Here is a 24,618-nt window from a genome sequence, read left to right on the forward strand (position 1 = left end):
GCCCAACCACGCGAGCAGCACCACGGACAGCGCCGCCGCAGCCGCCTTCGTGCTCGGCTCGGGTAGCAGCCAGAGCGCCAGGTACAGCCCCGCGGCCCACACCAGCGACGAGAGGATGGCCTTCGGGCTCAACTCTCGCCCGAGGGCCGCCTGCGTCTCGTAGAGCACCGTGCCAAAGGCCAGCGCCAGAGCCAGGGTACGCCTGTCGTCCGTGCGCAGGTAGGGCCCATCCGTGAAGAGGCCCAGGCAGTCGCCACCACCCCGGTGCTCGCACCAGCGCAGGTACTTCTCCTTGAGCGCCGCCTCCGCCTCGGGCACGAGCGGGCCCTTGTCGTTGAGGGGCACCAGGGAGAGCACTCTGTCGCGGTAGACCTCGGCGAGCAGCTCTTCCTCCGGCATGACCTGGAGGAGCCCCTGGGCCGTCTCCTGGGCCGTGCCCTTCACCTGAAAGCGCTGGCCGAGCAGCTGCACCGCGCGCTGGTACTCGGCCGCCGTGAGGGCCACCACCTGGGTGTTGCCGTGCGCCGTGGGGCTGTCGGCAAAGACGACAACCACGGGCTCGAGCTTTCGCGGCGCTGAGCGGGCCTCCTTCGTCGGCGCCGGCCGCCAGCGACTTCCCCCGGCGAGCTGCCCACCCATGGGCGCCTGCGTCGCGCACGCCGAGAAGAGGAAGAGCACGATGAGCCCGAAGGCTCCAGCGGGTGCCCAGCGCGGCGGGCCCCCCGTCCTCCCTCTCCGAGTCTCGAGCTGCGTACCCCCGCCATCCCCCGCCCCAGGACTTCGGTACTCATTCGCCATGGCGCTGCCCTTTCCCCCAGGAGAAACAATCCTGAAGGAGAGAATACAGGCTGCGCTCGGCTCCACGGCCACCTGCGTGGCGGCCAGGGTCGGCGCGATTCCCAGGTGTGTCGTGGAACAGCCGCGGTGTCGACATCGCCGGCCCGGGCGGACAGAGTGACCTCATGAGTCAGCCGGATTTTACAGACGTGGATGTTGCCGCCCTGCGGCGCGCGGGGGAGGTGGTGGACTCGAAGGCCTGCCAGGATGCGCTCAGGAGGCTGCTGCTCCGCATGCCGGCCCCGCGTGCATGGGAGTTGGCCCGGCAGCAGGTCGCTTCCCGATGGACATTGTTCGAGCGCCATCAGCCAGGGGTGGAGTGGCCGCTCAGGTTCATCGAGGCCGCGAAGAACCCCGGCGTGCGGGAGCAACTGGAGTGGCCCGATGATGATGACTTCGCGGGCCCCGGTGCGAACAACTTCATCCGTGCCGTGGAATACCTCTGGGGCGCCAGTCGTATCCTGAATGACGACGAGAAGCGGGTCACGGCACTGGTGGACGCCATTGCGAATGCCATCATGTCGGAGCGGTTGGAGGATTGGGGCGCCCGGCACCCTTCGCAGTGGCGCCGTTGGTACCAGGACATGATGGAGGGGGGGTGGAGGGTGGAGAACCAGAGGATGCAGAGGGAGATGGTGCTCGGACCAGAGGGGATGAAGGTGGGACGCGCGGCGTGGCTGGCGCTGGCCGACGACATGGAGAGGGCCGTGCGCCACCGGGAGGGCACGGCTTCTTGAGGGAAGTCGAGTCCGAGCCCATGCCGATTTCAGCGGAGTCCCTGCTTGCTGTCGCCCGGAACTACTGGCGTTCGGACCATGCCTTCGATGGCAGACTGGAAAGGAGCCCGGAAACGGAGAGGTTCCAGGCCTTGTGGGAGGAGGCGCTCGAGAGGATGGGGGAATGGCACATGCTCATGGATGAGCTCCAGGCGGCGTTGCCTCGGTTCCTCATTGGGAATGCCACGGCCACCTGTGATGCGTGTTTCCGCTGCTCCGTGTACATGGAGCGGGAGCCCCTCCGTTCGAATCAGGGGAATGAACAGTTGACGCGCCGCCAGGTGGTGGTCGGCTGCGTCAGCATTCTGGCTCCTGTCTATACGGTCCACGGCGCGCAGTACGATTACAGAGGCGAAGAGCGCATCGCCGACAGGGCATTATTCGAGCCGCTTCCTCCTGAGATGCGCGCTCCCGCGGAGATCGTGGCCAGGAAGATCGAGGCGAGGTTCGGGGTCGAGGCCGTTCCTCGCGAGATCGCCGAGACCCGGATCCCGCTCATCGTGGGTCCACGTGAGCCGCCCGATACCACGCTCTTTCATGCGCTCTTCACGGGTTGGCCCGAGCGCGTACCTTGATGCGCTGGACGTACAAGGTGGAGCAGCCACTGCCGGACGGCGGACGTGCCGTGACCCGGGTAGTGGGGGCCGTCTCCATCCTCGCGCCGCTGTACCTCGTCTACGTGACCGCGCAGAGGATAGGTCCCGACGACACGGCGACACGGCCGCAGCTCGACTTCACGCCCGGCGGCGAGGCGAAGTCCGCCGCGGACGCGCTGGCCAGGATCATCGAGCAGGTGTTCGGCTAACGCCCCTTTCCAATGGAACTGGCGGACGTTCCCTGCCGGAGCTCCGTGTCGAGTCGCTGCACGAGTCCGCCACGCTCCTCGGCGCCTTCTTCGCGGACCGGGGCCCACGGCCAACCTGCCCTGAACACGGTTGGGGGCCGAGCGCGGGCGGGGCTTCGTCCCGGTCAGGCGCTGCTCTGGCCGAGCCGTCCCATCCGCTTCTTGATCCAGAAGATCGGAACCTGGCAGTACTCGCCGAGCCTGCCGGAGGCGTCCGGCCGCGTCAGCTCCTCGAGCTCGCGCGTCATGGCGGCTTCCGTCCAGGTGGTGCCGGGGTACTTCCGCTTCATCGCCTCCAGGAAGCCATCCAGGGTAGCTCGCCGGTTGTGCTTCAAGCGGGCATGGTTCAGGTTCAGCGTCTGGTTGAGGTCGCCGTCGATGGTGGAGTCCTGGGACGCGATGGTGCCATCCGCGAGGAAGCGCACGAGCCGCTCGCAACCCTCGTCGGTGGGGTTCACCTGGATGGGGGTGTCCCCCTTCCGGGTGTCACAGTGCTGCTGCCGCTGCGGGCTTCCCTCTCCTCCCTTGCACGCGCCGAGGAGGTTCTTCCAGTCGAGCTGGCGATGGCGGGTGGCGGGCGCGCTCTGCGAAGCCCAGTGCTCGATCTTCATCCCCTCCGGTTCGGGCTTGATGCGTTGCATGCAGTAGCAGCACAGGAAGCCCTGCTCCCGGGCGAGGCGTTCGCGCAGCGCGTCCTTCACTTCCTGCGGAAGGCCCTCGTAGGTGGCATGGGGCGTGAGCCGGTACCCCAGCAGGCTCTCGGGCTCCTGTCCCTTGCGGATGTAGCGCATCTCAGGCGTCCAGGAATCCGATGAGGGCGCGGAGACGGACCACCTCCGAGTCGTGCTCTCCGAGTTGCCGCGCCAGCTCGTCCAGGGCCCGGCGGGCCTCGGGCAGCTCCTCCCGGTCGATCATCCTGGCGATCTCCTGGATGCGCTCGGCCGTGGCTTCCGGCCGCTCGGGCACTCCCATGACCTCGGTGAGAATCGAGTTGCTGTCCCTGCCGAGCGTCCCGGTCGATGGCTCCGCACGCTGGAACCGGTCGAGCAGGATGACGGCTTCGGCGGGAACCTGGCTCAGCACCTGGGGGGAGTGCGTCGTCAGGATGAACTGGCAGTTGGGGAAGGTCTCCTGGAGGCGCTTCACGACCATTCGCTGCCAGCCGGGGTGGAGGTGCAGTTCGATCTCATCGATCATCACCACGGCCTCTCCCTGGAGAGGGTTCTCGAGTGAAGGATTGGCCATGGCCAGCCGGCGCCCGAGGTCCCCCGCCATGGCCAGCAGGGTCTTCTCTCCATCCGAGAGTTGGTTGACCTCGAGCCGGGCATTGGGGGCGTCGTCCTTGAGGATCACCATGCGTTGAGGGGCTCGCTCCACCTGGATGCCCCACATGCCTGGCACGAGTCCGGCGATGGCGCCGCGCACCGCTTCGAGCTGTCCATCCCGGTACCCGTAGTCCTGCAGTCTGCGACTCTGTTGGTTCTCCAGGTCCTCTCGTTCCCGGAACCATTCGAAGAAGAGACGGAAGTTCCTGCCCCCCCCCTCCAGTGCCTGATCGAACGCGGAGAGAGGCCCGAACTCATGCTGTTCCCGGATTCGTGAGGGAACATCCGGTGCGCGGTTGACCGGGTAGTAGATCGCCAGCGGGAGTTGATACTGCCCGCGGGCATTCTCCTCCTGCACCAGGGTGATGAGCTCCTTCAAGCCGGAGAGGTTGCTCGATACGATCCGAGGCATTCCCTTGCGCACGAGCGCGAGGGACCACTTGACGAGTTTCTCCCCGAACGCCGCCTCGACCGAGTTGAGGGTGTGGGGTTGCCCATACTGGATGTCCGATTCGTAGAACCGGCGGCCATGCCCCGTGCCGGACAGGATTCCCGAGGAGACCTGCGAGAGCAGCACCGCGAGGCAATCGAGGATCGATGTCTTGCCAGCCCCGTTGGTTCCGACGAGCACGGTCATCGGCCCGTTGAACTCCAGGGTGAGCTCGCGGAAGCCGCGGAAGGAGGTCATGTCGAGACGGCGGACCTTCATTCGGAGAATCGACTCCCAGTCAGGAGCGCACGACGCTACAGCCGTGTCGCCCCGAGTGCGAGAAAAGCATCGCCTGCCCCATCCGGACACGCGCTCCCCGATGGCGTAGCCTGCGCCCCATGCCTCCGCTCGCTCTCCGCAAGGGGCCCGGTGCCTTGCGCAAATGGCTCTTCGTGGGCCTCGGTGCCGCCACCTTCGGCCTCTATGGCATGGCCTTCGTCGTGGACCGCTTCGGCCAGCACGAGCGCGCCGTCCCCTCCGATGTCCTCGTGGTGCTCGGCGCTCGCGTCCTTCCCGGCGGCCAGCCCTCTCCCGCCCTCCGCGCCCGCATCGAGAAGGCCGTCGAGCTCTACCACCAGGGCCTCGCCCCCCGGCTCCTCTTCTCCGGCGGCGTGGGCGTCCACCCTCCCGCCGAGGCCCGCGTCATGCGCGACCTCGCCGTGAGCCTCGGCGTCCCCCCCGATGCCTGTCTCCTCGAGGACCAGAGCCACTCCACCGAGCAGAACGCGCGCTTCTCCTCGGACATGCTGCGCTCGCTCGGCGCCCGGCGCGTCCTCGTCGTCTCCGACCCCTACCACCTCCTGCGCGCCCGCCAGTACTTCCGCCTCCACGGCTTCGAGGTGGCCACCAGCCCCGCCTTCCTCACCGAGCGCAACCTGCGCTTCGTCGATCGCGTCTACTGGACCGTCCGCGAGGCCGCCGCCCTCCTCCTGCATCCCCACGTGCTCCTCGCTCGCAAGCCCTCCTGAAGCCCACTTCCGGACTGTCTTCCCCCCTCCGGGTCTACCGGGGGGGTGGGTTGTGTCCGCCCGGGCCGAACGGCTATACCGCGCCGCCATCTCCCCGCTGTCTCCGTGAAGAGAGGCCGAGCGATGCGAATCGCCTGGAGTTGGACTGTCGCCGCCGTGCTGGTCCCCCTGCTGGTGTGGGCCGCTCCTCCTCCCTCGCAGGACTCCGAGCCCCAGGAGGAGTCCGGGCCCGCGTTCCACTGGCTGCCCGGTCCCCGCACGGTGGAGCTCGGCCACGAGCTGACGTTGGACCTGCCCGAGGCGCACCTCTTCCTCGAGAAGGCCGAGGCCTCGACGCTGCTGGAGATGAACGGTTCGTTCCACAACGACAACCTGCTCGGCGTGGTCACCTCCAAGGACGAGGCCTCGTCCTGGGTCGTCATCGTCCGCTACGAGGACGAGGGCTACATCCAAGACGACGAGGAGATCGACGCGAAGGAGCTCCTCACCGCCATCCAGGAGGGCACCGAGGAGGCCAACAAGGAGCGCGTGGAGCGCGGCTTCAAGCCCCTGCACGTCAATGACTGGTCCGAGGCCCCCCACTACGACAAGGCCCGCCACCACCTCATCTGGGCGCTGGAGGCGCTCTCGGACAACGGCACCTCGGTGAACTACAGCACGCGCGTGCTCGGCCGCCGCGGCTATGTGTCCATGAACCTGGTGGTGGATCCGGTGGGGCTCGCCGGCAGCAAGCCGCACATGGCGAAGCTGCTCGAGAGCACCCGCTTCAACCCGGGCGCCCGCTACGAGGACTTCCAGGAGGGCACCGACAAGGTGGCCGAGTTCGGCCTCGCGGGCCTGGTGCTCGGGGGCGCGGGCGTGGGCGCCGCCAAGCTGGCCAAGGTGGGCTTCCTGGCCAAGTCCGGCAAGTTCTTCGTGGCCCTCCTGCTCGCCGGCAAGAAGGCCCTCCTCCCCCTGCTGGTGGTCATCGGGGCCCTGTTCTCCAGGCTGTTCGGTGGGAAGAAGACGGAAGCGGCCCCTCCCCCCGCCAATCCGGGCGAGTAGTCGCGTGGGCCGCTGGTAGACTCCGGCGGCCATGTCCCGGAAGCCTCCACATCCCCTCGTCAGGCTCGCCTTCCACGTCGAGCACAACGTCGAAGCCTGGGGCTGGCGCGTCCGGCGCAAGCTGGGGCTGGCGCGTCCGCCGCGCATCCTGCCGTACCGCGGCTACGGCTCCTCCCGTCAGTGCGTCATCAAGGCCCGCGTGCTGGAGAACCGGCACGTGCGCCCGCCCTGGAGGCGCCACACGCTGCTGGGCAGCGCGATTGCCTCGTGGAAGCGCTACAACACCGTGGAGATTCCCCGCGCCCGCGTGCTCGCGCGCTGGGGCGAGCACCGCTGGGAGGGCACCACCGACGAGGAGGGCTTCCTCGAGCTGTGGGTGGAGCCTCCCCCCGAGGCCAAGGCCGGGTGGAACGACGTGGAGCTGGAGCTGCTCTCGCCCTCGCCCGGCGGGGTGGAGCGGGTGCGCGCCCCCGTGCTGCTGGCCGGCCCCGAGGCCCGCTTCGGCGTCATCAGCGACATCGACGACACCGTCATCGTCACCAACGTCACCAACTTCCTCAAGCGCGCCTGGACGCTCTTCCTCACCGAGCACCGCACCCGGCTGCCCTTCGAGGGCGTGGATGCCTTCTACGAGGCCCTGCACCTGGGCAGCAGCGGCGCGGCCGTCAATCCCATCTTCTATGTCTCCTCCAGCCCGTGGAACCTCTACGAGCACCTGGACGAGTTCCTCCAGTTGCACCGGATTCCCGCCGGGCCGCTGCTGTTGCGCGACTGGGGCCTGAGCCGTACCGGTTTCGCGCCCGGCGGCGGGCACGGGCACAAGCTGGAGAAGATTCGCGGGCTGATGGGCACGCTCGAGTCGCTGCCCTTCATCCTCATTGGCGACAGCGGGCAGGAGGACGCCGAGCACTACCGCACCATCGTGCGCGAGTTCCCCGGCCGCATCCGCTGCGTCTACATCCGCAACGTGTGGCACCGCGCGGGGCGCGAGAAGGAGCTGGCCTTCATCGCCGCGGACATCCGCGCCGCCGGCAGCGAGATGCTCACCGTGGATGACACCGTGACGGCCGCCCGCCACGCCGCGAGCCAGGGATGGATTCGCTGGCAGGAGGTGGCCGAGGTCCAGGCCCACCAGGCCGAGGACGCCCAGGCGCGCACCCTGCTCGACAAGCTGGACCGCGAGCACGGGTGAGCCGCGCTCCCTCTCCCTCTGGGAAAGGGGACGACGCGTCAGCGGCTGGTTTCTCGGGACACGGACTCGGTGATGTGCAGCGTGTAGCGGATGGGCGAGGCCGTCTCCGTCCCGCTCATCCCATCCACCACCACCAGCACCCGCTGTCCCTTCTCCAGCGTCAGCTTCACCACCGGCGCGCCCGTCTTCCCCGCCGTCCGGCTCGCCGAGCACCCCAGCTCCAGGCCCCGGCACCCCGTCAGCACGTACAGCGCGTTGCCATACCCACCGCCCACCGTGTCGAAGACGAAGGTGCCCGCCTTCGGCGCCGTCCACAGGTGCGCCCGGTCCTGCTGCAGCAGCGCGCCGCACGTGCCCTGGTAGCCGTCTCCCGCCCGCGCCGTGTCCCCGGAGAACGTCACCGGCAGCGCGCTGCCCAGGTCCGTGTCCGCGCACCCGCGCCCGTCGCAGAAGGGCTCGCCCTGGCAGTCCGTGTCCGCGCAGTCCACCCACCGGTCCCCGTCGTTGTCCGCTCCGTCGAAGCAGTGCCCCGCCTCCGTGGCCGCCAGCTCCTGGATGTGCAGCTCGAAGTCCCCCTTGCCGAAGCTCCCCCCCGTGGCGCCGTCCACCACCACCAGCACCCGCTGGCCCGCCTCCAGCGCCGCCGACACCCGCGCCCCTCCGCCGTAGCTGATGCCGCCCGTGGCGCACGCGAGCTCCTCGCCCCCGCAGCCCTCCCGCTTCAGGCACAGGAGCGTGTCCATCGCCGAGCGCGCCGTGTCGAAGGTGAAGGTGCCGCTCCTCGGCGCCGTCCACAGCAGGCCCCGGTCCGGCGTGCCTCCGCCCCCGCACGAGGCCATGTGGTCATCGTTCGCCCACAGCGTGCTGCCCTTCAGCCGCACCGGCAGCGCGTTGCCCAGGTCCCGGTCCACGCACACCGGCGGGGCGCGGTAGCACACGTTGGCCACGCCTCCGCCGCCACACGTCTCCCCCGCCGCGCACGTGCCGCACTCCAGCACCCCGCCGCACCCGTCCGGCACCGGGCCGCAGTCCCTTCCCAGGAAGGCGCACGTGGCGGGCCGGCAGCCGGGCTCGGCGCAGACGTTGGGCACGCCCCCGCCGCCGCACACCTCGCCCGCCGCGCACATGCCGCAGTCCAGCACCCCGCCGCACCCGTCCGGCACTCCGCCGCACTTCGTGCCCAGCTCGGCGCACGTGGCCGGCAGACAGCGCGCGCTCCCGCACACGTTGGCCACCCCGCCTCCGCCACACGTCTGTCCCGAGAAGCACTCGCCGCAGTCGAGCAGCCCTCCACAGCCGTTGGAGAGGGTGCCGCAGTTCTTCCCCTGCGCCGCGCACGGGGTGGGAATGCACGAGGCCGGGCCGCACACGTTGGGGCCGCCGCCTCCGCCACACGTCTCGCCCTCGGGGCAGGTGCCACACTCCAGCACGCCGCCGCACCCGTCCGGAATGGGGCCGCAGTTCTTCCCCAGTCCCGAGCACGTCAGGGGCGTGCACGCGGGAATGCCGCAGACGTTGGACACGCCGTCGCCGCCGCACGACGTCCCGTCCGGGCAGGTGCCGCAGTCCAGCACGCCGCCGCACCCGTCCGACAGCGTGCCGCAGTTCTTCCCCAGCTCCGCGCACGTGGAGGGCCGGCAGGTGGCGCGGCCACACGCGTTGGGGGAGCCGCCCCCGCCACACGTCTCGCCCTCGGGGCAGGTGCCGCAGTCGAGCGTCCCTCCGCACCCGTCCTGCACGCCCCCGCAGTTCTTCCCCAGGCCCGCGCAGGTGGCCGGGGTGCACGAGGCCTGGCCGCACACGTTGGGCACGCCGCCGCCGCCACACGTCTCGCCGCCCGCGCAGGTGCCGCACGAGAGCGTGCCCCCGCACCCGTCCGGCATGGCGCCACAGTTCTTCCGCGCGGACGCGCAGGTGGCCGGGGTGCAGGGCGCCGGGCCGCAGACGTTGGGCACGCCACCGCCGCCGCACACCTCGCCCCCGGGGCAGGTGCCACAGCGCAGCACGCCGCCACAGCCGTCGATGGCCGTGCCGCACTCCAGGCCCTGTTGCTCACAGGTCCGGGGCTGGCACCCGTTGCGCGCGAGGGTGCCGGGTACCGGGTCCGCCGTCTCCGTCCCACCGCATGCCAGCCACCCGCACACCAGCCACCCGTACGCCAGCCACGAGGCCAGGGTCACCCACCCCGGCCCGCTCCCTCGCCCGCCCATGTTCCGTCCTCCACTCGGCCTCCGAGTGGCCCTGGGGGCACAACCTGGGGTGGCGCCCCTCGGGACGGAAGGGGCCCCGGCACGCGAGCCGCCCGGTGGTGAACGCAGGGGCCTGCCCCCGGGGACAGGGGAGGTGCCCGGTTTCCGGCGTCCCCCTGCCCGCGCGCCCCGATTCCTGCCCCCGCGCGCGTGCGCCACTTTGTAGGGCTGGCCACGCGCAGGTGGGTGGGGGGAGGAGCTTGAGGCGTCCCTGGACTTTCGCGAGGCGCATCGCCGTGGGGCTCGCCGCCTCGCTGGGGGTGGCCCTGGCCATCGCCGCCATCACCGCGCTCGCGTTGAGCTCGGTGCTCACCGGCAACGAGCACGTCTCCGCGGAGGGCCTCCAGCACCGGCTGGCGGTGGAGCAGCTGCGCCGGGCCTTCAGTGACAAGCTCGCCAGCCAGCATGCCCATGCGCTCACGGACGAGCCGTCCCTCCTGGAGGAGGCGCGGCAGGCCCGGCTCCAGTTCCAGGCGCTGCTGCGGCTGTTGCGCTCGCACGAGGAGGGCCAGGAGGCGCGGGGCCTGTTGGACGGGCTGGAGCTGGCCGAGCAGGCGCACGAGGACGCCACCCGGGCCCTGGAGGCGGCCCGGGGCCGGGGCGTCTCGCGGGAGGAGCTGGAGGTGCTGCGCGGCGGGGTGGAGTCGGCCCGCTACGGCACGTACGAGGCCCTGGACTGGCTGGCCTGGTACACCGAGGCCGCGTTCAGCGAGCTGGCGATGCGGGCGGACCAGGCGGAGCGGCGGGCCTTCTGGCTCATCATCCTGGTGGCCACGCTGGGGCTGCTGGTGGCCATGGGGTTGGCGTGGGTGCTCACCCGGGCGTTGTGGCCGCTGCACCACGAGGCCCGGGCGAGCGAGACGCGCTTGCGGCTGCTGGTGGAGGGGGTGAAGGACTATGCCCTCTACATGTTGGACCCGGAGGGCCGGGTGGTGAGCTGGAATCCCGGCGCCGAGCGCATCCAGGGCTGGCGGGCCGAGGAGATCATCGGCGGCAGGGCGGACGTCTTCTACACGCCGGAGGCGCGCGCGGAGGGGCAGCCGGGGAGGGACCTGGAGCGGGCGGCGCGCGAGGGGCGGCTGGAGTGGGAGGGCCCGGGGGTGCGCAAGGACGGCTCGCGCTTCTGGGCCGAGTCGCTCGTCACCGCGCTGCGGGGCGCGGACGGACGGCTCGAGGGCTTCGCGGTGCTCACGCGCGACAACTCCGAGCGCAAGCGGCTGGAGCGGGCCCGGCACCTCTTCGTCGAGGCCGAGCGGCTCTTCCTCACGGAGAAGGATCCGGATCGGGCGGTGGAGGCGCTGGCGCGGCTGCTGGTGCCGGAGCTGGCGGAGGGCTGCCTGCTCTTCCTGCTCTCGCCCGAGGGCGCGCTGGTGCCCCGCGCCGTCACCCACGTGTCGCCGGAGAAGGAGCGGCTCTTCTGGGAGCTCATCCGTCACAGCAACGGGCCGAGACGGGGCCGGCCGCACGGCGCGTGGCAGACGCTGCTCACGGGGAGGACGGAGCGCATCCCGGAGGTGACGCGGGAGTTCCTGGATGAAACGGCGGACGACGCGGTGTTCCTGGAGCGGCTGAGGGCGCTGGCGGCGGCCTCGCTGATGTTGGTGCCGCTGCGCGCGGCGGGGCAGTCGGTGGGGGTGTTGATGCTGGTGTCGCACCGGCCGGAGCGGCGCTTCACGGAGACGGACCAGGTGTTCGTCGAGGAGCTGACGGGCCGGGCGGCGCTGTCGCTGGAGAACGCGCGGCTGTTGCGCGAGGCGCAGGCGGCGTTGGACCTGATAGGCGTGGCGGCGCATGACCTGGGCAATCCGCTGCAGGCGCTGCAGTTGATGCTGGGCAAGCTGAGGAGGCAGCCGCCGCCGGAGCCGGAGAAGCTGCGCGAGGTGCTCACCGCGGCGGTGCGGCACACGCAGCGGCTGGGGCGGCTGTTGCACAACCTGTTGGACCTGTCGCGGCTGTCCTCGGGGAGGATGGAGCTGGAGGTGGGGGAGGTGGACCTGGGGGAGCTGGCGCACGAGGCGGTGGAGCGGCACGCCGAGCAGGCGGCGGAGGCGGGCAGCCAGGTGGTGCTGGAGGTGGAGCCGGGGGTGGTGGGGCGGTGGGACCGGCTGCGGCTGGAGCGGGTGCTGACGAACCTGCTGTCCAACGCCTTCAAGTACGGGAAGGGCAAGCCCATCGAGCTGCGCGTGGAGCGCACGGAGGGGCACGGGCGGCTGAGCGTGAGGGACCAGGGGCCGGGGATTCCCGAGGCGCAGCAGCGCGCCATCTTCGAGCGCTTCCAGAAGGCGCCGGCCAGGGGCGAGAAGAAGGAGGGCTTCGGGCTGGGCCTCTACATCGTCCGGCAGCTGGTGGAGGCGCACGGGGGCAGCATCCACGTGGAGAGCCGGGAGGGCGAGGGGGCGACGTTCACCGTCGAACTTCCATGGGCCGTGGCGGGCCGGGAAGTGGAAGCAAGCGCACAGCCTCCAGGGATGTTACATTAATCGGATTGAGCGGGATGACGGGCTGGTTCAACGTGGGGAAGTTCTCGAGGTGAGTCATGGTGAAGCTGGCCCTTCTGGGTGAGTCCTATCCGGCGCAGCTGCGGGAGAATCCGCAGGCGCTCCGGGACGTGGAAGTGGTGTGGTCGGGCAACTCGGTGGAGGCCTTCCGGGAGGAGGTGCCGAGGAGGCGGCCGGACGTGCTGGCGTTGGACTTCCTGGAGCTGAACGGGGTGCAGACGGGGGAGGTGCCGGCGCTGCTGGAGGACAGTGGGGCGAGGCACGCCATCGTCACGTACCGCTTCGCGCGGCGCGGGGTGCTGCAGCAGTACCCGGCGGGCAAGGTGCGGCTGCTGCAGGGCCCCATCTCGCTGTCGCTGCTGCGCGCGCACGTGCACCTGGCGGTGCTGGACGACATGCTGCAGCCCCCGCCGGTGAGGACGGCGGCGGCCCCCAAGGCCCCGGCTCCGGCGGCCCCCAAGGCCCCGGCTCCGGCGCTGCAGCTGGGGGCACCGGGCGCGGTGTCCACGGTGACGGTGCCGGCCACGCCGAAGGCGCCGCTCTACTCGCCGGAGCAGCTGGGCGTGCTGCTGGAGATCTCCAGCGCCGTGCAGTGCGAGTGCCCCAACCACCTGTCGCAGATTGTGAGCAGCCTGCAGGCCTTCGAGGAGTACTCGAAGCACTGCGAGAACCGGAACGAGGCGGACCGGCAGGTGCACGCGCTGCTCTACCGGTACACGGCGGCGGCGCGCGCGGTGATGGAGGAGGCGCTCACCGCGCTGGTGAAGCACGAGAACATCAAGCTGTAGGCCCCGCGGGACTCACACCGTGGGGATGTTCGGCAGCGGGGGCTCGGGGAGCTCCACCCGGGGCTCCTCCACCAGCACCTCGCCGCGCAGCGCGTGGGCGCGGGACTCTTCCTCGAGCCGCTCGAACTCCACCGCGTCGTGTGCGCAGAAGACGCGCACGTCCCGGCTGTGCAGGCGCACCAGCTCGCGCAGCCGCTCCTGGTTGAGCTTCCGCAGCCGGCCGTCCTTCTGCATCATCTCCTGGTAGGCCAGCAGGCCCGGCGTGCACCGGGGCTGGTGTGGATCCATCTCCTCGTGGAAGAAGTACGCGTCACCCGCGTGCAGCAGCCACTGGCCGGACTGGCGGATGGCCACGCCCGCGTGCCCCAGCGTGTGCCCCACCAGCGGGACCAGGAGGATTTCCGGCGGCAGGCCCGACAGCTCGCGCACGCACTCGAAGCCGAACCAGCGCTCGCCCCCGAAGGGCATGGGGTACGTCACCCAGTGCGGCTGCGTGCTCCACTGCCTCGGACGGAAGCGCCTGCGGTCCAGCCACGTCGCCTGCGCCACCGCCGCTTCCGCCTCGGCCGCCATCACGTGCACCCGTGCCGCCGGGAAGTCGTCCAGCCCTCCGGCATGATCGAAGTCCAGGTGCGTCAGCACGATGTGCCGCACATCTCCGGCGTTGAAGCCCAGGCGCTCGATTTGACGGATCGCCGTCATCTCCTCGTTGAAGCTCGGTCGGTTGAGCGTGAGGAAGAAGGGGCTGAGGCGAGGCCTCGGGTTGCGCACGTCCTCGAGTCCGAAGCCCGTGTCCACCAGCACGAGTCCCTGCTCCGTCTCCACCAGGAGGGTGTGGCACACCAGCGCCGCCGGGATGCCCTTGGGCCTCCGCCTCCCATCCATCAGCCGCCCGCCCGGTGGGCACATGGTGATGCAATTCAAATGGTGGACGCGCATTCCCCGATACCCCTTTGGCGTGGTTCGCCGCAAAGGTGGTGTGTGTTCCGGGAACGGACCAGCGGCCCCCGGGTGCATGGCCGCCTGCTCTCCGGACGGGCGTGTTCACTCGCATGGCGGGCCGCTCGCCCCGGCCTTATTGGCACACACCACCATGGACAATCCCCTGCTCGAACGGGCGTTGATGCTCATTCCCCTCGTGCTGTCGCTCACCGTGCACGAGTTCGCCCACGCCTGGAGCGCACGGCTCCTCGGAGACGACACCGCCGAGCGCATGGGCCGCTTCACCCTCAACCCGCTCGCGCACATCGACGTCTTCGGCACGCTGCTGCTGCCGCTGCTGGGCATCCCCTTCGGCTGGGCCCGGCCCGTTCCCGTGGATCCCTCGCGCTTCCGCCGTGATGTCTCCATGCGCACCGGCTGGATGCTCACCGCCGCCGCCGGGCCCCTGTCCAACCTCGTCCTGGCCGCCCTGAGCGCGCTCGCCTTTGGCCTCACGTGGCGCCTGGCTCCGGGCTTCCTGCCCTCCAACCCGGGGCTCGAGTTCTTCCTGAAGATCATGATGGTGGCCAACGTGGGCCTGGCCCTCTTCAACCTGCTGCCCGTGCCTCCGCTGGATGGCAGCCGCGTGGTCGAGGGACTGCTCCCCCAGAAGCTGCTCGGCCCCTGGCAGCGGGTGCACGCGCTCGGGCCGCTGTTGCTGATCGCCGTCGTCGTCTTCGGCGCCCGGCTCATCTCCGGGCCCACGCACTACGTCATCGGGTTGCTGGAGCGGCTCATCACCGGCGTGGCGCTCATCGGGGCGTAGCCTCCCCCGGGGCGAGCGGGGTAGGGTTCCCGCCCATGCGTGCCTGGTTGCGGATGTGTCACCCGGCTGTCCGCCGCCGGGCTCTCCTTCTGGGCCGAGGGTCCCCTGCCATGAGTCTCTCCACGCTTGTCCTCCTGTCCACCCTGGCCACCTCGCCCGCCGCACCCGAGGAGGCCGTGCCCCCGCGTCACCAGCTCTCGCTGTATGGGCGCTCGGGGGCGAGCATGTACCTGTCGTCGGCGCGCACCCATGGGGGCGTGGGCGGTGGCTTCGGTCTGCGGGACACGGTGGATGGACGGTGGTTGTTGCAGGTGGACGCGAATGCCCTGACGGGCCTGGGCACGGCGTTCGCGGTGCGGGTGGGGGCGGGCGTGCAGCGCCAGGGGTGGTGGGCTCCCGCCGCGCTGGTGAACCTCACGGGCCTCTTCGGAGACAGGTTGGACTTCCTGACGCCCGAGCACCCCGTGCCCGTGGTGGGGCCCTCGCTGGGGCTCGGACTGACGCTGGCGCCCGCGCGCTTCACGTTGGGGAAGGCGCAGGTGTCCGTCCTCGAGCTGGGCGTGGGCGTGGGCACGGACAGTCCCGGGCTCGGCCTGCTGTATGGGCTCACCCTGCTCGAGGTGGGCGTGGCGCTGTGACGCCTGGCTCCACCCCGTGGGCAGGCTCGTGTGAAGAGGGCGCTTCGTCTCAGTCGCGCTCCCACGTGAAGGTGATGCGCTTGCCCGCGGTGGTGGCCTGGTCCATGTCGATGGAGGTCACGAACTCACCACCTCCCTGGGCCGCTCCGAGGTCCTGCCCGCCGGGTACGCCTGGGCGTTGACGCCCATCAACAACGGCCCGGCCGCCACCTTCACGCTCCTGTCCCCGATGACTTCCTCCTCCCCGGTGCTGGGCGCCTGTGACTCCCCGCCCACCACCGCGCTCGAGGGCTTCGGCCTCCGCTGGAGCGTCGATCCCACCGCGAACGTGGGGCAGCTCGACTTCCTCCTCCAGAACTCCGCTGTCCCGGGCGTGGTCTTCTCCTGGCGCGTGATGGCTCCCTCCTCCCGCACCTCCTTCACGCCCTTCCCCCTCCCCAGCGAGGTGTCGCCCCTCTCCACGTTCCCGCCGGGGCTCTACAGCCTCTCGCTGCGGTCCTCCTTCCGGGGTGACGTCGCCAGCTATGCGAGCCTCTTCGCCCAGGTCGTCAGCAAGGCCCCCCCTCTCGTCGAGTCGCGGAGGACCGGGTTGACGGGGTGCTTCACGCTGCGGTGACCGCGGTTCTCGAGGGAGGCACGGCCTCGGGATTCAACCCGGGGCCTCGATACCCTCACCCCGTCCCTCTCCCGGGGGGAGAGGGGAAATTGGGGGGAAGTTGGGGGAGGTTGGGGACGGGGCTCAGTCCGGGAAGAACATCGGCTCGCGCGTGGCCACGAAGTCCGAGATGACCTCGCTCACCTCCGGCGGCAGGTAGCTGAACTTCACGCCCAGCCCCGGCATCAGCTCGGGCGTCTTGTCGTTCACCTCGCGCGTCCAGCGCACCACCCCCGTCACCGTCATCGACCGCGTCCCCGGCAACAGCACGTCCAGGTCCACCGTCGTCCCTCTCGGCACCGACTGCACCGTCGCCACGAAGATGCCGCCCTCGGTGATGTTCGTGGTGAAGCCCGTGAAGAAGTTCGAGTCGCTCCGCTGGTCGATCGCCGCCACCATCCGCGGCCGCGACCTCGCTCCCTGCGGATGGGGGTCCAGCTGCGTCGTGTTCCCCTGCGCCTTCGCCGGGCGCGCCGCCGCCCTCGCCGGGGGTGCCTCGCGCGCGCGTTGGGCCCGCTCCGCCGCCTCGCGCTCACGCTGCGCCCGCGCCGCCGCCTCCGCCGACCGCTTCAGCCCCGCTTCCGCCTCGGCCAGCTCCTGCTGCGCCCGCACGTTGAGCTGCTGCAGCGAGTTCAGCGTCCGCTGTGAGTCCTCCACCGCCCGGCGCCGGGCCTCCAGCGCCTCGCTCCGAGACGCCAGGGCCTGCTCCCGCGCCTCCTCCGTGATGCCCGTGTGCACCGACGCCGATTCGAGCCGCGTGCCCGCCCCGCGCACGTGCTCGTCTCCCGGGCGCTCGGCCATCAGCCGCTCCACCTGCTGTCTCAGCTCCATCAGCCGGCGCGAGAGCGTCTCGGCTTCCGTCGCGGCCCGCGTCAGTTGCTCCCCGAGCTTCGCCTCCTGACTGGCCAGCTCGGACTCGGCGCGCGCGAGCTCGGTCTCACGCGAGGGCGGATGGGTGGGGGCGGGGGACGGCGCGTTCATCTCGGCCGTCCATTCTAGCGCTCCTCCCGGGGACCGACGAGTCCGCCGCGCCCTCCTCCCACCCCGCGCGTATGGGCTTCCTCGTACCCCGGGTGTCTCCCCTGGCGCATGACCCGGCGCGTCGCGTGGCTCGTGACGCGGTCAGGTGACGCCATGCCGTGCCGCGCCAGAGCATGAGGCTGCAATTTTCGGCGAGACATTGAAAGGGAGACACGGAAAACGGGTGAGCCCTTTTTCCGGCTCTCACGACTGTATCTGTTTGATATGGGCAGACTTCCGTCTGTCCGAGAGGAAAACCTCACATTTCCGGCGTCTGGGATATGTCTTTTCCCGCGAGCCCCTTATCATGTGCTCGCAGGGTGATGGACGGCACCGGCCGCGCTGTCACGCCGCACCAGGGGGGCGCTCGAGGGACGCGCAAACGCAAGACGTGGGCAGTTCACTCCACCCAGGGAGGAAAAATGGACGCTCGGCAGATCGCGGCGGGGATGACGATGCTGGCCAACGAGGATGTGGCGGTCCAGGCGGGCCGTCTGCGTGGCGAGCGCCGCCGCAGGATTCGCCAGGCCCGGCACCACCTGGACGCCACCTACGAGAGCATCGCCGAGCGCAATGCCGCGCTCGCCGCCGCCTGTGGGGCGTGCACCTGTTTCGGAGCGCCGGACTGCCTCGACTGCGGCGGAGAGGGCAAGCCCGGCTGGCAGCGGCCGGATGAGAGCCTGTTCCGCCAGTACGTGGCCCCCGTCCTCGAGCAGCTCGGCGTCCATCTGGAGGACGAGGCGCCCCACCACGCCTCCCTGCGCGCCCTGTCCTGGGCCGACGCCTCCGCCCAGAGCGCCAGCTTGTAAGCGCGGGCTCAGTCCGCTCCCTTGATGCAGGCGATGGGCTTGAGGCGCTTGTCCACCTTCGCCAGGCCCGCCATCTCCACCGTGTCCAGCACGTCGTCCAGGTTCTTGTAGCAGGGCCCGGACTCGTCCAGCGGCGTCGTCCGCGTGTTCAGCAGGATGCCCGCTTCCGCCATGCGCCGGTCCGTCTCGGACTGGTTCAGCACCCGCCTCGCCTCGCCTCGCGACAGCCTCCGCCCCGAGCCGTGGTTCACCGAGTAGATGGACTGCTCGGCCCCCTCCTGCGCGAAGAGGATGGCGCTGCCCGTCTCCATCGAGCCCGGAATCAGGATGGGGTGCCCCGTCTTCTCCCACTGCGTCTTGCGCAGCGCCGGGTGCCCGCCCGGGAACGCCCGCGTCGCGCCCTTGCGCGCCACGAACTTCCCCGCCTCCTTCTGGATGAGGTTGTGGGAAATCTCGTAATAGATGTCCGCCGTCCCGCCGAACACCTCCTCGAGCGCCGCGCACACCGCCTCGCCGATGATGAGCCGGTTGGCCACCGCGAAGTTGGCCGCCATGTTGTGCAGGTTCCAGTACTCGCGCCCCAGCCGGCTCTCCGCGTCCAGCCAGATGAAGTCCTCGCTGCGCTTGCTCAGCCCCAGCGCCGCCGCGCCCTCCACGAAGTAGTGCTTCGCGATGTTCCACCCGAAGCCCCGGCTCCCCGTGTGCAACATCACCCACACGCGGCCGTCCTCGTCCAGCTGCATCTCCGTGAAGTGGTTGCCGCCTCCGAGGCTCCCCAGCTGGTCCCTCTTGCCGTAGGCCCGCTCGGGGATGTCCACCCGGTCATCCTCCACCGGGATGAAGTCGCGCTCCGTCGTGGACGCGTTGCGGCCCAGCGCCTTGGCCCCGTGGCGCACCACCTCGGCGAACGTGCGCGCGTTGATGCTCCGCTGCTTCTGCACCCGCGAGGCTCCCACGCCCACCGCGATCCGCTTCGTCACCTCGTCGATCCACTGGCGGCGCTTGGCCTTGTCGGCCACGTCCTCGGCCGTCAGCGTCGTCTTGAGCTGCACCATGCCGCAGCCGATGTCGTAGCCGGCGGCGGTGGGCAGCAGGATGCCGTCCGTCTCCACCACCGTGCCGATGGGCACGCCGTAGCCGAGGTGACAGTCCGGCGTCACCGCCACCCGCGTCACGCCCGGGAAGGACGCCGCGTTGACCACTTGATCGAAGACACCTTCCTCCAACCCCGGCAGCTCGGGGCCCTCGCCCCACAGCAGCTTGTCCGAGAGGAACAGGTGCGCATCCACGCGCATCGTCTTCGTCTTGGGCAGGACGAAGTGGCCCTCGGCGACCTTCTCCAACCTTTGTGTCCAGCTCATGGCCTTTTCCCCCTGGATGGGTTCAACCGCTGGGAGCGACGGACGCTTCCTCTGGAAGCTGACGAACAGAGGGGGCGGCCGGGCTTGCGACCGGTCAACGGCTGGCGGCTCGCGGGTGTCATCCACAGTGTGCCCGCAGTTGCCCCTTCACTGAAGAATTCCCATTCCTATTCCTGGAGCTTCAAGGGGGTAGGGAGATGGGGATTCTCGGTGCGTTGCTGGTGGCGGTGACGGTGAACGCGGGGCCGGTGGAGGTGAAGACGGCGCCGGTGTTCAACCCGTCGGTGTGCAGCAAGAAGCGCGTGGACGCGTGTGGATGCCACCACGTCTACGGCGTGCGTCACTGCCACCCCAAGCGCAGGAGCGAGCACTGTGAGGCCATGGTGCGGGCCTCCGAGCCCTCCAAGCCCACCTGGGAGGAGCTGCTCTCCCACGAGCCGGAGCCCGCCACCGGGCAGGAGCCGGTGGACTTCGCCGCCCTGTAACCCGGGGCCCCGCATTCAGTCTCGCGGGTGGGGCGGGTAGAGTCCCGCTCCATGCGCGGCCGGCCTGGGCGCGGGCACCACCGCCGCGTCCACCCGCGCCGGTGTCCCCCAGCTCGTCGTTCCCCACATGTTGGACCCGTTCATGAACGCGCACTCCGTGCGCACCGCTGGCATCGGCCTGTCGCTCTCCCGCAATCGGCTCGGGGTGGAGCGGGACGAGGGGCTCACTCCTCGGCCGTCACCGTCACTTCCAACGTGAACTCCCGAGACATCACCCGCTCGAGGTCATCCACCTCGTAGGCCGTCAGCGGCGTGCGCGAGGAGATGACCACCCAGCGCGTCCCCGGCGCCGCTCGCAGGGCGAGGGTGTTTCCCGACAGCCGGCGCACCTCGGCCGGAGAGGGCAGGGGCGCCGCGGGCACGGCCGGTGCCGGTGGCAGGGCGAGACGGCCCGGGACGTTCGCCTGCCGCGTGTGCAGCTCCACCATGTCCCGCTTGTGCTCGGGGATGCGCGAGGGCGGCGGCACCGCCGGAGGCACGTGCACCGCCTGGCGCGCCGCGTTCCCCGTCGACAGCCGCTCCAGCGCCCGCGCCACCTCGTTGTCCCTCGGGTCCAGCTCCAGCGCCACCTTCAACGCCGCCCGCGCCCTCGCCTCGCACCCCAGCTGCAGCAACAGCTGCGCCGCCGTCCGGTACGAGCTGATCGCCTTCTGCCTGTCTCCCGCACGCCTCCACGCCTCGGCGTGGCGCACGTACAGGTGCGGATCCCTCGGCTCCAGCTCCAGCAGCTTCCCGTAGGTGCGCGCGCACTCGGCGAACTTCCGCCGCGAGTACAACTCCAGCGCCTGCTCCTTCAGCTCCCGCACACCCATCACCACCCCCACCACCGCCCCGAGTCCCACTCCGCCAGAGATCAGTCCCTGGCCTCACAAGCATGGGCCGTGCCGGAGGGACACGGCGCTCCACACCGGGGGAATTCCAGCGCCCCCGGGTTCAAACCGCCTTCCCAGTCCCTGTAAGAAAGGAGGGGAGCGCCGTTCCACCCTGTAAATCCCGGCCCCCATGTCCCAGCCCTCGCCGCTCGCCCGGTTGCTCGCCTCCGCCCGCGCGGCGTGGCCCCGGGTGCGGCTCGAGGACGCCGTCTTCCTGCGCTACCTCGCCGAGCGCCTCGCCCCCGCCTCCGTCGCCCGCGTGCACCCCCGGTGGCTTCCCGTGGCGGCGCGCGCCTGCGACACTCCCGACGCGATGTCCCTGGAATCGAGGTTCCGCGCGCCGGACGGGTGCCCGGACGAGAATGTGCTCGCGGGTTTCGCCTCGGGCGCGCTGTCCCACGAGGACACGCCGCGCCTGGAGCAACACCTGGACGGGTGCGCCGCGTGCCGGGCCCTGGTGGCGGCCGAGGCCTCGCGGCCCGGGGACAGCCACGCCCGCGCCGGCCTGGACACGGGCACGCCCACGCCGCCCATGCACCCCGGAGCGCTCCCGCTGGAGCCGGGGGCGCACGTGGGCCGCTACGCGGGGCCCCGCTGGCTTCCGGTGGTGACGGGGGTGGCCGGGCTGGGGCTGGTGCTCGCGGGGGCGGACGTCGTGGTGTGGAAGTCGCGGACACCGGAGGAGGTGCCGGCGCGGGAGGCCATGCCCGTGGCGCTGATGCCGGGCACACCCGTGGAGCTCGAGATTCCCGGGATGGTGCGCGTGGCGGTGGGCGCCCCGGACGTGGTGGAGGTGAAGGTGCTGGACGGGGACAAGGTCCAGCTCCTGCCCCTCGAGACGGGCACCACCACGATGCGGGTGTGGACGCGGGACGGTACCCGCCGGACGTACAACGTGTCCGTGGGCCCCTACTGAGCGGGCCCCCCCTTTACGGGCGCGTGGGCGGGGGGACTATCGTGGGAGTCCACTCGTCGCGGAGGGCTGCGCGTTGCGCTCCATCAATCCCCTGGCGTCCTGGCGGTGGTGTCTCCTCGCGGTCCTCGCGGTGGGCTGCGCGCACTCGAGCACCGGCCCCGCGGCCGGGACTCCGGAGCCGGCGCCTCGCGCCGAGGCCACGCCCGTGGACACCAACACCGCGGAGGCCCGGGCGCTGGTGGACCAGATGTTCGGCCCCGAGGAGCAGGCCACGCGGCGCAAGCAGCGGAAGGTGCGCCGGCTGATGGCGCTCACCGGGGCCGAGGACACCGGCCAGCAGATGCTGGAGATGATGACGAGCCACTTCTCCCAGTCCGCGAGCCTCCCGCCGGGCTTCCTGGAGAAGTTCCGCGAGGTGGCCCGGGAGGAGTCCATCGTGGACCTGCTGGTGCCGGTGTACATGAAGCACTTCTCCGAGGAGGACCTGGACGCGGCCATCTCCTTCCACGAGTCCCCCGCCGGCAAGCGCTTCCTCGCGGCCCAGCCCCGGGTGCTGCAGGAGGCGAAGGAGGTGGGCGAGGAGTGGGGTGTACGGCTCGCGGAGAAGGCGCTGCGGGCGCTCGCGGAGGAGGAGGCCCGGCCCGCGAGCCACGCGGGTCAGGAGTTGTAGGCTGTTGGGCCCGATACCTGCTTCACTGATGTTTCTACCCGTAGACCTCGTCAGATGTTGCGGCTTCGCTCCACCGTGAGCGCAGGTCGAGTTGTCGCTCGCGTGGCAACGCGATGGGATGGACCTTCATGCTCCCCGCCTGCTCTCGTATCAAGTTGGAGAGCAGGTGCAATTCATGGCGGTCGAGCCGAACACGACCGTAGTGCGACCTCTGGACGGCCTCGAGCTCCTCGAACGGAATCCGGCTCGCATGGTGGAGGATGAACCGCACCAATCGGGGGCCTAGTGAAAAATGAAGCCGCTTGGCCGTCAGGAGCGCCCTGATGACGCAGAGGGCGGGAAAGGGATTGTCCTCCAGGTTGATCTCTACCTGCCGCTCTTGAATGCCACGGAAGAATCCCTGCGAGTACACCGTGCGGGGTCGGCCTGGTTGTGCCTGGAATTCAGCGGTGATGGCTTCGACGTTCAGGAACGTCGTCCGCGGGAGGTCCGCGAAGTCACACCCATGGACCAGCCCTTCGCGGAAGGCCCAGGTCGAGTCCAGCGTCCAGATATCGACTGGCAGCTTTTGGATGAGCAGGTGGAGACCACCGAATCGGTTGACCCGCACCACTTTCTGTCCGAAGGCGGACTTCAGCGCCTCTGTTGTCGTACCCGCGACGACGAGATCTAGATCTCGTGGGATGGTGGTGGGGGAGAGCGCGAGCAGATCCCTCAGCGTTCCGCCGAAGACGAAGACCGTCCAGTTCTGCCCTTGGGATGTTTCCAGCAAGGCACGAAGGGCTGGGCGCCACGGGGAGGCCCGATGGATGAATGAACTCAGCCTCCGGCGAAGGAGGGCCTCGAGCTGTCGGTTCTCCGCGCTATCCATTGGTGATCTCTGCGTGGAGCTTGCAGGCGAACGTGTCCGTCATGCCGCACACGTAGTCCGTTACCAACTGGAACTGGTGATACCGGATAGGGAGCTTCGAGGACTTGAGCACGTTTTCGAAAACGGCACGGTAGTTGTGCGAGAGAAGGTTGTAGATTTTTCCCTCGAACTTCCTGGCGAATTTTTGAGGATCGGGTGGGGGATGGCCGAAGCTCGAGGCCCCTTCCCAGAAAATGTCCATCAGGTCGTGTATGACCCGACGGCCCAGGACTTCCAACCGGAGGGTCTGGTCCGCGCGGTAGATGTGGCGGCGCCCGACCTCCTTGCATGCATCAATGAGCCCCTTCGCCGCGCTGTCCGAGATGAGTTCTCCAGGATAGCTGCCACTCATGATGGCATCGTAGTTCGCGTCGAAGGACTGAATCACGGCTTCCTTGGTCGTGGCGATGACGACCGTCCTGAACAGCTGGGCTCGCGCCTCGTCGAGCGCCTTCCCGCTGAGCTCCAGACCGGGTTCTCCTTGGATATAGTCGGATGCGTCTTTCAGGTGTTTCTCGATGAGGGCTCTTGTCTCCGAGGAGCTGGATTCTGCTTTCAATGCCTGCTCAAGCGCCTGCCAACTGATGACACCTTTCTTGATGCCGTCTTCGATGTCTACCGTGGCATAGATGGTATCGTCACAGGCTTCGACCAGATAGGCGATGGGATTGCGTGCGGTGCCCGTTCCTGTCTGCTCGCGAATGATATCGACGACGTCCTGCTCGGAAGCGAAATGGCCGGGCTTTTCCTTCTCGTGGGGCACCTTGCTCATTTCATGGGATGCAGCCGTGTACTTCATGGCCGCCGAGAGGGTGCCAACGGTCAGATTGAGCCCGTGTCGGTCCGCGAGCAGTTGGAGCTTGGAGACGATCCGCAAAGTTTGAGCATTGCCCTCGAACTCCAGGAAGTCACCGCGAAGCTGGGCCGCCTGGGGGTGCTCGTCGAGCGCTTTGAAGAAGGCCGGCTCCTGCTTGAGCTTCTTCTTGAACCAGCTGCTGATCGCTCGCTCTCCCGCGTGTCCGAATGGAGGGTTTCCGATGTCGTGGAGCAACCCACAGGTGGCGGCAATGGCTTCGATGCCGAAGGCCTGGTCCTGAGAGATGAGCTTTCTGTCGACAAGCCGTTGAACGACGGCTCGGACGACACCGCGGGTGAGTGTGGAGACCTCGAGGGAGTGGGTGAGCCGCGTCCGCACGGCGTCGTTGGGTTCCAACGGAAAGACCTGGGTCTTGTCCTGGAGACGCCGCAGCGGTGTGGAGAAGACGGTCCGGTCGTAGTCGCGGTCGAACTCGGTGCGGACATCCTGGGCTGCACGCGTCGATGCCCGGCCCCCTCGGAGTTCCCGGATGCGCTTCGTACACAGCAGCTTGTTCCAATCGAGAGCCATGCCCCGATACCTCGCTTCTTCGTTCTTGAGCAACAACTCGACGCCACCCTATGGCTTCGGGAAGGGGAGGCGCATCA

Annotated in this window: 26 protein-coding genes and 1 pseudogene; 16 read left to right on the plus strand and 11 right to left on the minus strand. The window is 69.8% G+C overall.

Going from position 1 to position 24,618, the window contains the following annotated elements; genetic code table 11:
- Nucleotides 1–678 (minus strand): annotated as a pseudogene (locus tag AC16DP_RS27520) (AHH domain-containing protein); the annotation flags it as partial.
- A gap of 284 nt (nucleotides 679–962) precedes the next feature.
- On the opposite strand from AC16DP_RS27520, the gene AC16DP_RS27525 reads away from it, so the two are divergent.
- Genes AC16DP_RS27525 through AC16DP_RS27535 form a run of 3 tightly spaced genes read left to right on the plus strand, consistent with a single transcriptional unit; the run spans nucleotide 963 to nucleotide 2,418 of the window.
- Nucleotides 963–1,574 (plus strand): hypothetical protein, encoded by a 612-nt coding sequence (locus AC16DP_RS27525; RefSeq protein ID WP_329731471.1) that lies wholly within the window; start codon nucleotides 963–965, stop codon nucleotides 1,572–1,574.
- Entirely contained in the window at nucleotides 1,571–2,188 is a 618-nt protein-coding gene (locus AC16DP_RS27530) for a hypothetical protein (protein WP_329731472.1), read from the plus strand. Before AC16DP_RS27525 ends, AC16DP_RS27530 begins: the two co-directional genes overlap by 4 nt.
- A complete protein-coding gene (locus AC16DP_RS27535; protein WP_329731473.1) occupies nucleotides 2,185–2,418 on the plus strand; it encodes a hypothetical protein in 234 nt (77 codons plus the stop codon). The genes AC16DP_RS27530 and AC16DP_RS27535 overlap by 4 nt, the downstream gene beginning before the upstream one ends.
- Nucleotides 2,419–2,582: 164 nt before the next feature.
- Here AC16DP_RS27535 and AC16DP_RS27540 read toward each other — a convergent pair whose 3' ends face one another.
- Together AC16DP_RS27540 and AC16DP_RS27545 are read right to left on the minus strand one after the other, a co-directional pair.
- Nucleotides 2,583–3,248 (minus strand): retron system putative HNH endonuclease, encoded by a 666-nt coding sequence (locus tag AC16DP_RS27540; RefSeq protein ID WP_329731474.1) that lies wholly within the window; start codon nucleotides 3,246–3,248, stop codon nucleotides 2,583–2,585.
- A 1-nt stretch (nucleotide 3,249) separates the two neighbouring features.
- Nucleotides 3,250–4,491 carry an AAA family ATPase gene (locus AC16DP_RS27545; RefSeq protein WP_329731475.1) on the minus strand — a complete coding sequence of 414 codons (1,242 nt, stop codon included), beginning with the start codon at nucleotides 4,489–4,491 and terminating at the stop codon, nucleotides 3,250–3,252.
- A 119-nt stretch (nucleotides 4,492–4,610) separates the two neighbouring features.
- Between AC16DP_RS27545 and AC16DP_RS27550 the strand changes: the two genes are divergently transcribed.
- The 3 genes from AC16DP_RS27550 to AC16DP_RS27560 all read left to right on the plus strand — a co-directional run bounded on the left by AC16DP_RS27550 (nucleotide 4,611) and on the right by AC16DP_RS27560 (nucleotide 7,476).
- Nucleotides 4,611–5,240 carry a YdcF family protein gene (locus tag AC16DP_RS27550; RefSeq protein WP_329731476.1) on the plus strand — a complete coding sequence of 210 codons (630 nt, stop codon included), beginning with the start codon at nucleotides 4,611–4,613 and terminating at the stop codon, nucleotides 5,238–5,240.
- A gap of 123 nt (nucleotides 5,241–5,363) precedes the next feature.
- Nucleotides 5,364–6,284 (plus strand): DUF2167 domain-containing protein, encoded by a 921-nt coding sequence (locus AC16DP_RS27555; protein WP_329731477.1) that lies wholly within the window; start codon nucleotides 5,364–5,366, stop codon nucleotides 6,282–6,284.
- A gap of 31 nt (nucleotides 6,285–6,315) precedes the next feature.
- Nucleotides 6,316–7,476: an App1 family protein phosphatidate phosphatase gene (locus AC16DP_RS27560; protein WP_329731478.1), complete on the plus strand. Its 1,161-nt coding sequence runs from the start codon at nucleotides 6,316–6,318 to the stop codon at nucleotides 7,474–7,476.
- A gap of 38 nt (nucleotides 7,477–7,514) precedes the next feature.
- Here AC16DP_RS27560 and AC16DP_RS27565 read toward each other — a convergent pair whose 3' ends face one another.
- On the minus strand, nucleotides 7,515–9,686 hold the full coding sequence (locus AC16DP_RS27565; RefSeq protein ID WP_329731479.1) for a tryptophan synthase alpha chain: 2,172 nt from the start codon (nucleotides 9,684–9,686) through the stop codon (nucleotides 7,515–7,517).
- A 239-nt stretch (nucleotides 9,687–9,925) separates the two neighbouring features.
- On the opposite strand from AC16DP_RS27565, the gene AC16DP_RS27570 reads away from it, so the two are divergent.
- Nucleotides 9,926–12,205 carry a sensor histidine kinase gene (locus AC16DP_RS27570; protein ID WP_329731480.1) on the plus strand — a complete coding sequence of 760 codons (2,280 nt, stop codon included), beginning with the start codon at nucleotides 9,926–9,928 and terminating at the stop codon, nucleotides 12,203–12,205.
- Nucleotides 12,206–12,261: 56 nt separating this feature from the next.
- The gene (locus tag AC16DP_RS27575; RefSeq protein WP_329731481.1) at nucleotides 12,262–13,011 is read left to right on the plus strand and encodes a hypothetical protein; all 750 of its coding nucleotides are present in this window, start codon (nucleotides 12,262–12,264) and stop codon (nucleotides 13,009–13,011) included.
- A 12-nt stretch (nucleotides 13,012–13,023) separates the two neighbouring features.
- Here AC16DP_RS27575 and AC16DP_RS27580 read toward each other — a convergent pair whose 3' ends face one another.
- Nucleotides 13,024–13,950 carry an MBL fold metallo-hydrolase gene (locus tag AC16DP_RS27580; protein WP_329731482.1) on the minus strand — a complete coding sequence of 309 codons (927 nt, stop codon included), beginning with the start codon at nucleotides 13,948–13,950 and terminating at the stop codon, nucleotides 13,024–13,026.
- A 154-nt stretch (nucleotides 13,951–14,104) separates the two neighbouring features.
- On the opposite strand from AC16DP_RS27580, the gene AC16DP_RS27585 reads away from it, so the two are divergent.
- The 3 genes from AC16DP_RS27585 to AC16DP_RS27595 all read left to right on the plus strand — a co-directional run bounded on the left by AC16DP_RS27585 (nucleotide 14,105) and on the right by AC16DP_RS27595 (nucleotide 16,012).
- Nucleotides 14,105–14,758: a site-2 protease family protein gene (locus AC16DP_RS27585; protein ID WP_329731483.1), complete on the plus strand. Its 654-nt coding sequence runs from the start codon at nucleotides 14,105–14,107 to the stop codon at nucleotides 14,756–14,758.
- A gap of 110 nt (nucleotides 14,759–14,868) precedes the next feature.
- Entirely contained in the window at nucleotides 14,869–15,396 is a 528-nt protein-coding gene (locus tag AC16DP_RS27590; RefSeq protein WP_329731484.1) for a hypothetical protein, read from the plus strand.
- 178 nt (nucleotides 15,397–15,574) lie between these two features.
- On the plus strand, nucleotides 15,575–16,012 hold the full coding sequence (locus tag AC16DP_RS27595; protein WP_329731485.1) for a hypothetical protein: 438 nt from the start codon (nucleotides 15,575–15,577) through the stop codon (nucleotides 16,010–16,012).
- A gap of 123 nt (nucleotides 16,013–16,135) precedes the next feature.
- Here AC16DP_RS27595 and AC16DP_RS27600 read toward each other — a convergent pair whose 3' ends face one another.
- The gene (locus AC16DP_RS27600; protein ID WP_329731486.1) at nucleotides 16,136–17,032 is read right to left on the minus strand and encodes a TIGR02266 family protein; all 897 of its coding nucleotides are present in this window, start codon (nucleotides 17,030–17,032) and stop codon (nucleotides 16,136–16,138) included.
- 461 nt (nucleotides 17,033–17,493) lie between these two features.
- On the opposite strand from AC16DP_RS27600, the gene AC16DP_RS27605 reads away from it, so the two are divergent.
- Nucleotides 17,494–17,880, plus strand: a complete 387-nt coding sequence (locus tag AC16DP_RS27605; protein ID WP_329731487.1) for a hypothetical protein — start codon at nucleotides 17,494–17,496, stop codon at nucleotides 17,878–17,880.
- 8 nt (nucleotides 17,881–17,888) lie between these two features.
- Here the strand turns inward: AC16DP_RS27605 and AC16DP_RS27610 are convergent, their stop codons facing one another.
- Nucleotides 17,889–19,241: an RtcB family protein gene (locus AC16DP_RS27610; RefSeq protein WP_329731488.1), complete on the minus strand. Its 1,353-nt coding sequence runs from the start codon at nucleotides 19,239–19,241 to the stop codon at nucleotides 17,889–17,891.
- Between the two features lie 197 nt (nucleotides 19,242–19,438).
- Here AC16DP_RS27610 and AC16DP_RS27615 point away from each other — a divergent pair, with 197 nt between their 5' ends.
- Complete coding sequence (locus AC16DP_RS27615) at nucleotides 19,439–19,726, plus strand: hypothetical protein (RefSeq protein WP_329731489.1); 288 nt, start codon at nucleotides 19,439–19,441, stop codon at nucleotides 19,724–19,726.
- Nucleotides 19,727–19,741: 15 nt separating this feature from the next.
- Here AC16DP_RS27615 and AC16DP_RS27620 read toward each other — a convergent pair whose 3' ends face one another.
- Entirely contained in the window at nucleotides 19,742–19,870 is a 129-nt protein-coding gene (locus AC16DP_RS27620; protein ID WP_329731490.1) for a hypothetical protein, read from the minus strand.
- On the opposite strand from AC16DP_RS27620, the gene AC16DP_RS27625 reads away from it, so the two are divergent.
- A complete protein-coding gene (locus AC16DP_RS27625) occupies nucleotides 19,854–19,985 on the plus strand; it encodes a hypothetical protein (protein ID WP_414640769.1) in 132 nt (43 codons plus the stop codon). The two genes, AC16DP_RS27620 and AC16DP_RS27625, sit on opposite strands and share 17 nt — an antisense overlap.
- Here the strand turns inward: AC16DP_RS27625 and AC16DP_RS27630 are convergent.
- Nucleotides 19,951–20,628 (minus strand): tetratricopeptide repeat protein, encoded by a 678-nt coding sequence (locus AC16DP_RS27630; RefSeq protein ID WP_483956888.1) that lies wholly within the window; start codon nucleotides 20,626–20,628, stop codon nucleotides 19,951–19,953. The genes AC16DP_RS27625 and AC16DP_RS27630 overlap by 35 nt on opposite strands.
- 160 nt (nucleotides 20,629–20,788) lie before the next feature.
- Between AC16DP_RS27630 and AC16DP_RS27635 the strand changes: the two genes are divergently transcribed.
- Together AC16DP_RS27635 and AC16DP_RS27640 are read left to right on the plus strand one after the other, a co-directional pair.
- Complete coding sequence (locus tag AC16DP_RS27635; protein ID WP_329731491.1) at nucleotides 20,789–21,574, plus strand: pilus assembly protein N-terminal domain-containing protein; 786 nt, start codon at nucleotides 20,789–20,791, stop codon at nucleotides 21,572–21,574.
- A gap of 73 nt (nucleotides 21,575–21,647) precedes the next feature.
- Entirely contained in the window at nucleotides 21,648–22,244 is a 597-nt protein-coding gene (locus AC16DP_RS27640; protein ID WP_329731492.1) for a DUF2059 domain-containing protein, read from the plus strand.
- 34 nt (nucleotides 22,245–22,278) lie between these two features.
- On the opposite strand, the gene AC16DP_RS27645 is transcribed toward AC16DP_RS27640, so the two are convergent.
- Nucleotides 22,279–23,115, minus strand: a complete 837-nt coding sequence (locus AC16DP_RS27645) for a hypothetical protein (RefSeq protein WP_329731493.1) — start codon at nucleotides 23,113–23,115, stop codon at nucleotides 22,279–22,281.
- Nucleotides 23,108–24,541 carry a dGTP triphosphohydrolase gene (gene dgt, locus AC16DP_RS27650; RefSeq protein WP_329731494.1) on the minus strand — a complete coding sequence of 478 codons (1,434 nt, stop codon included), beginning with the start codon at nucleotides 24,539–24,541 and terminating at the stop codon, nucleotides 23,108–23,110. Before dgt ends, AC16DP_RS27645 begins: the two co-directional genes overlap by 8 nt.
- Nucleotides 24,542–24,618: the final 77 nt, after the last annotated feature.

The organism is Archangium sp., from assembly GCF_057119385.1.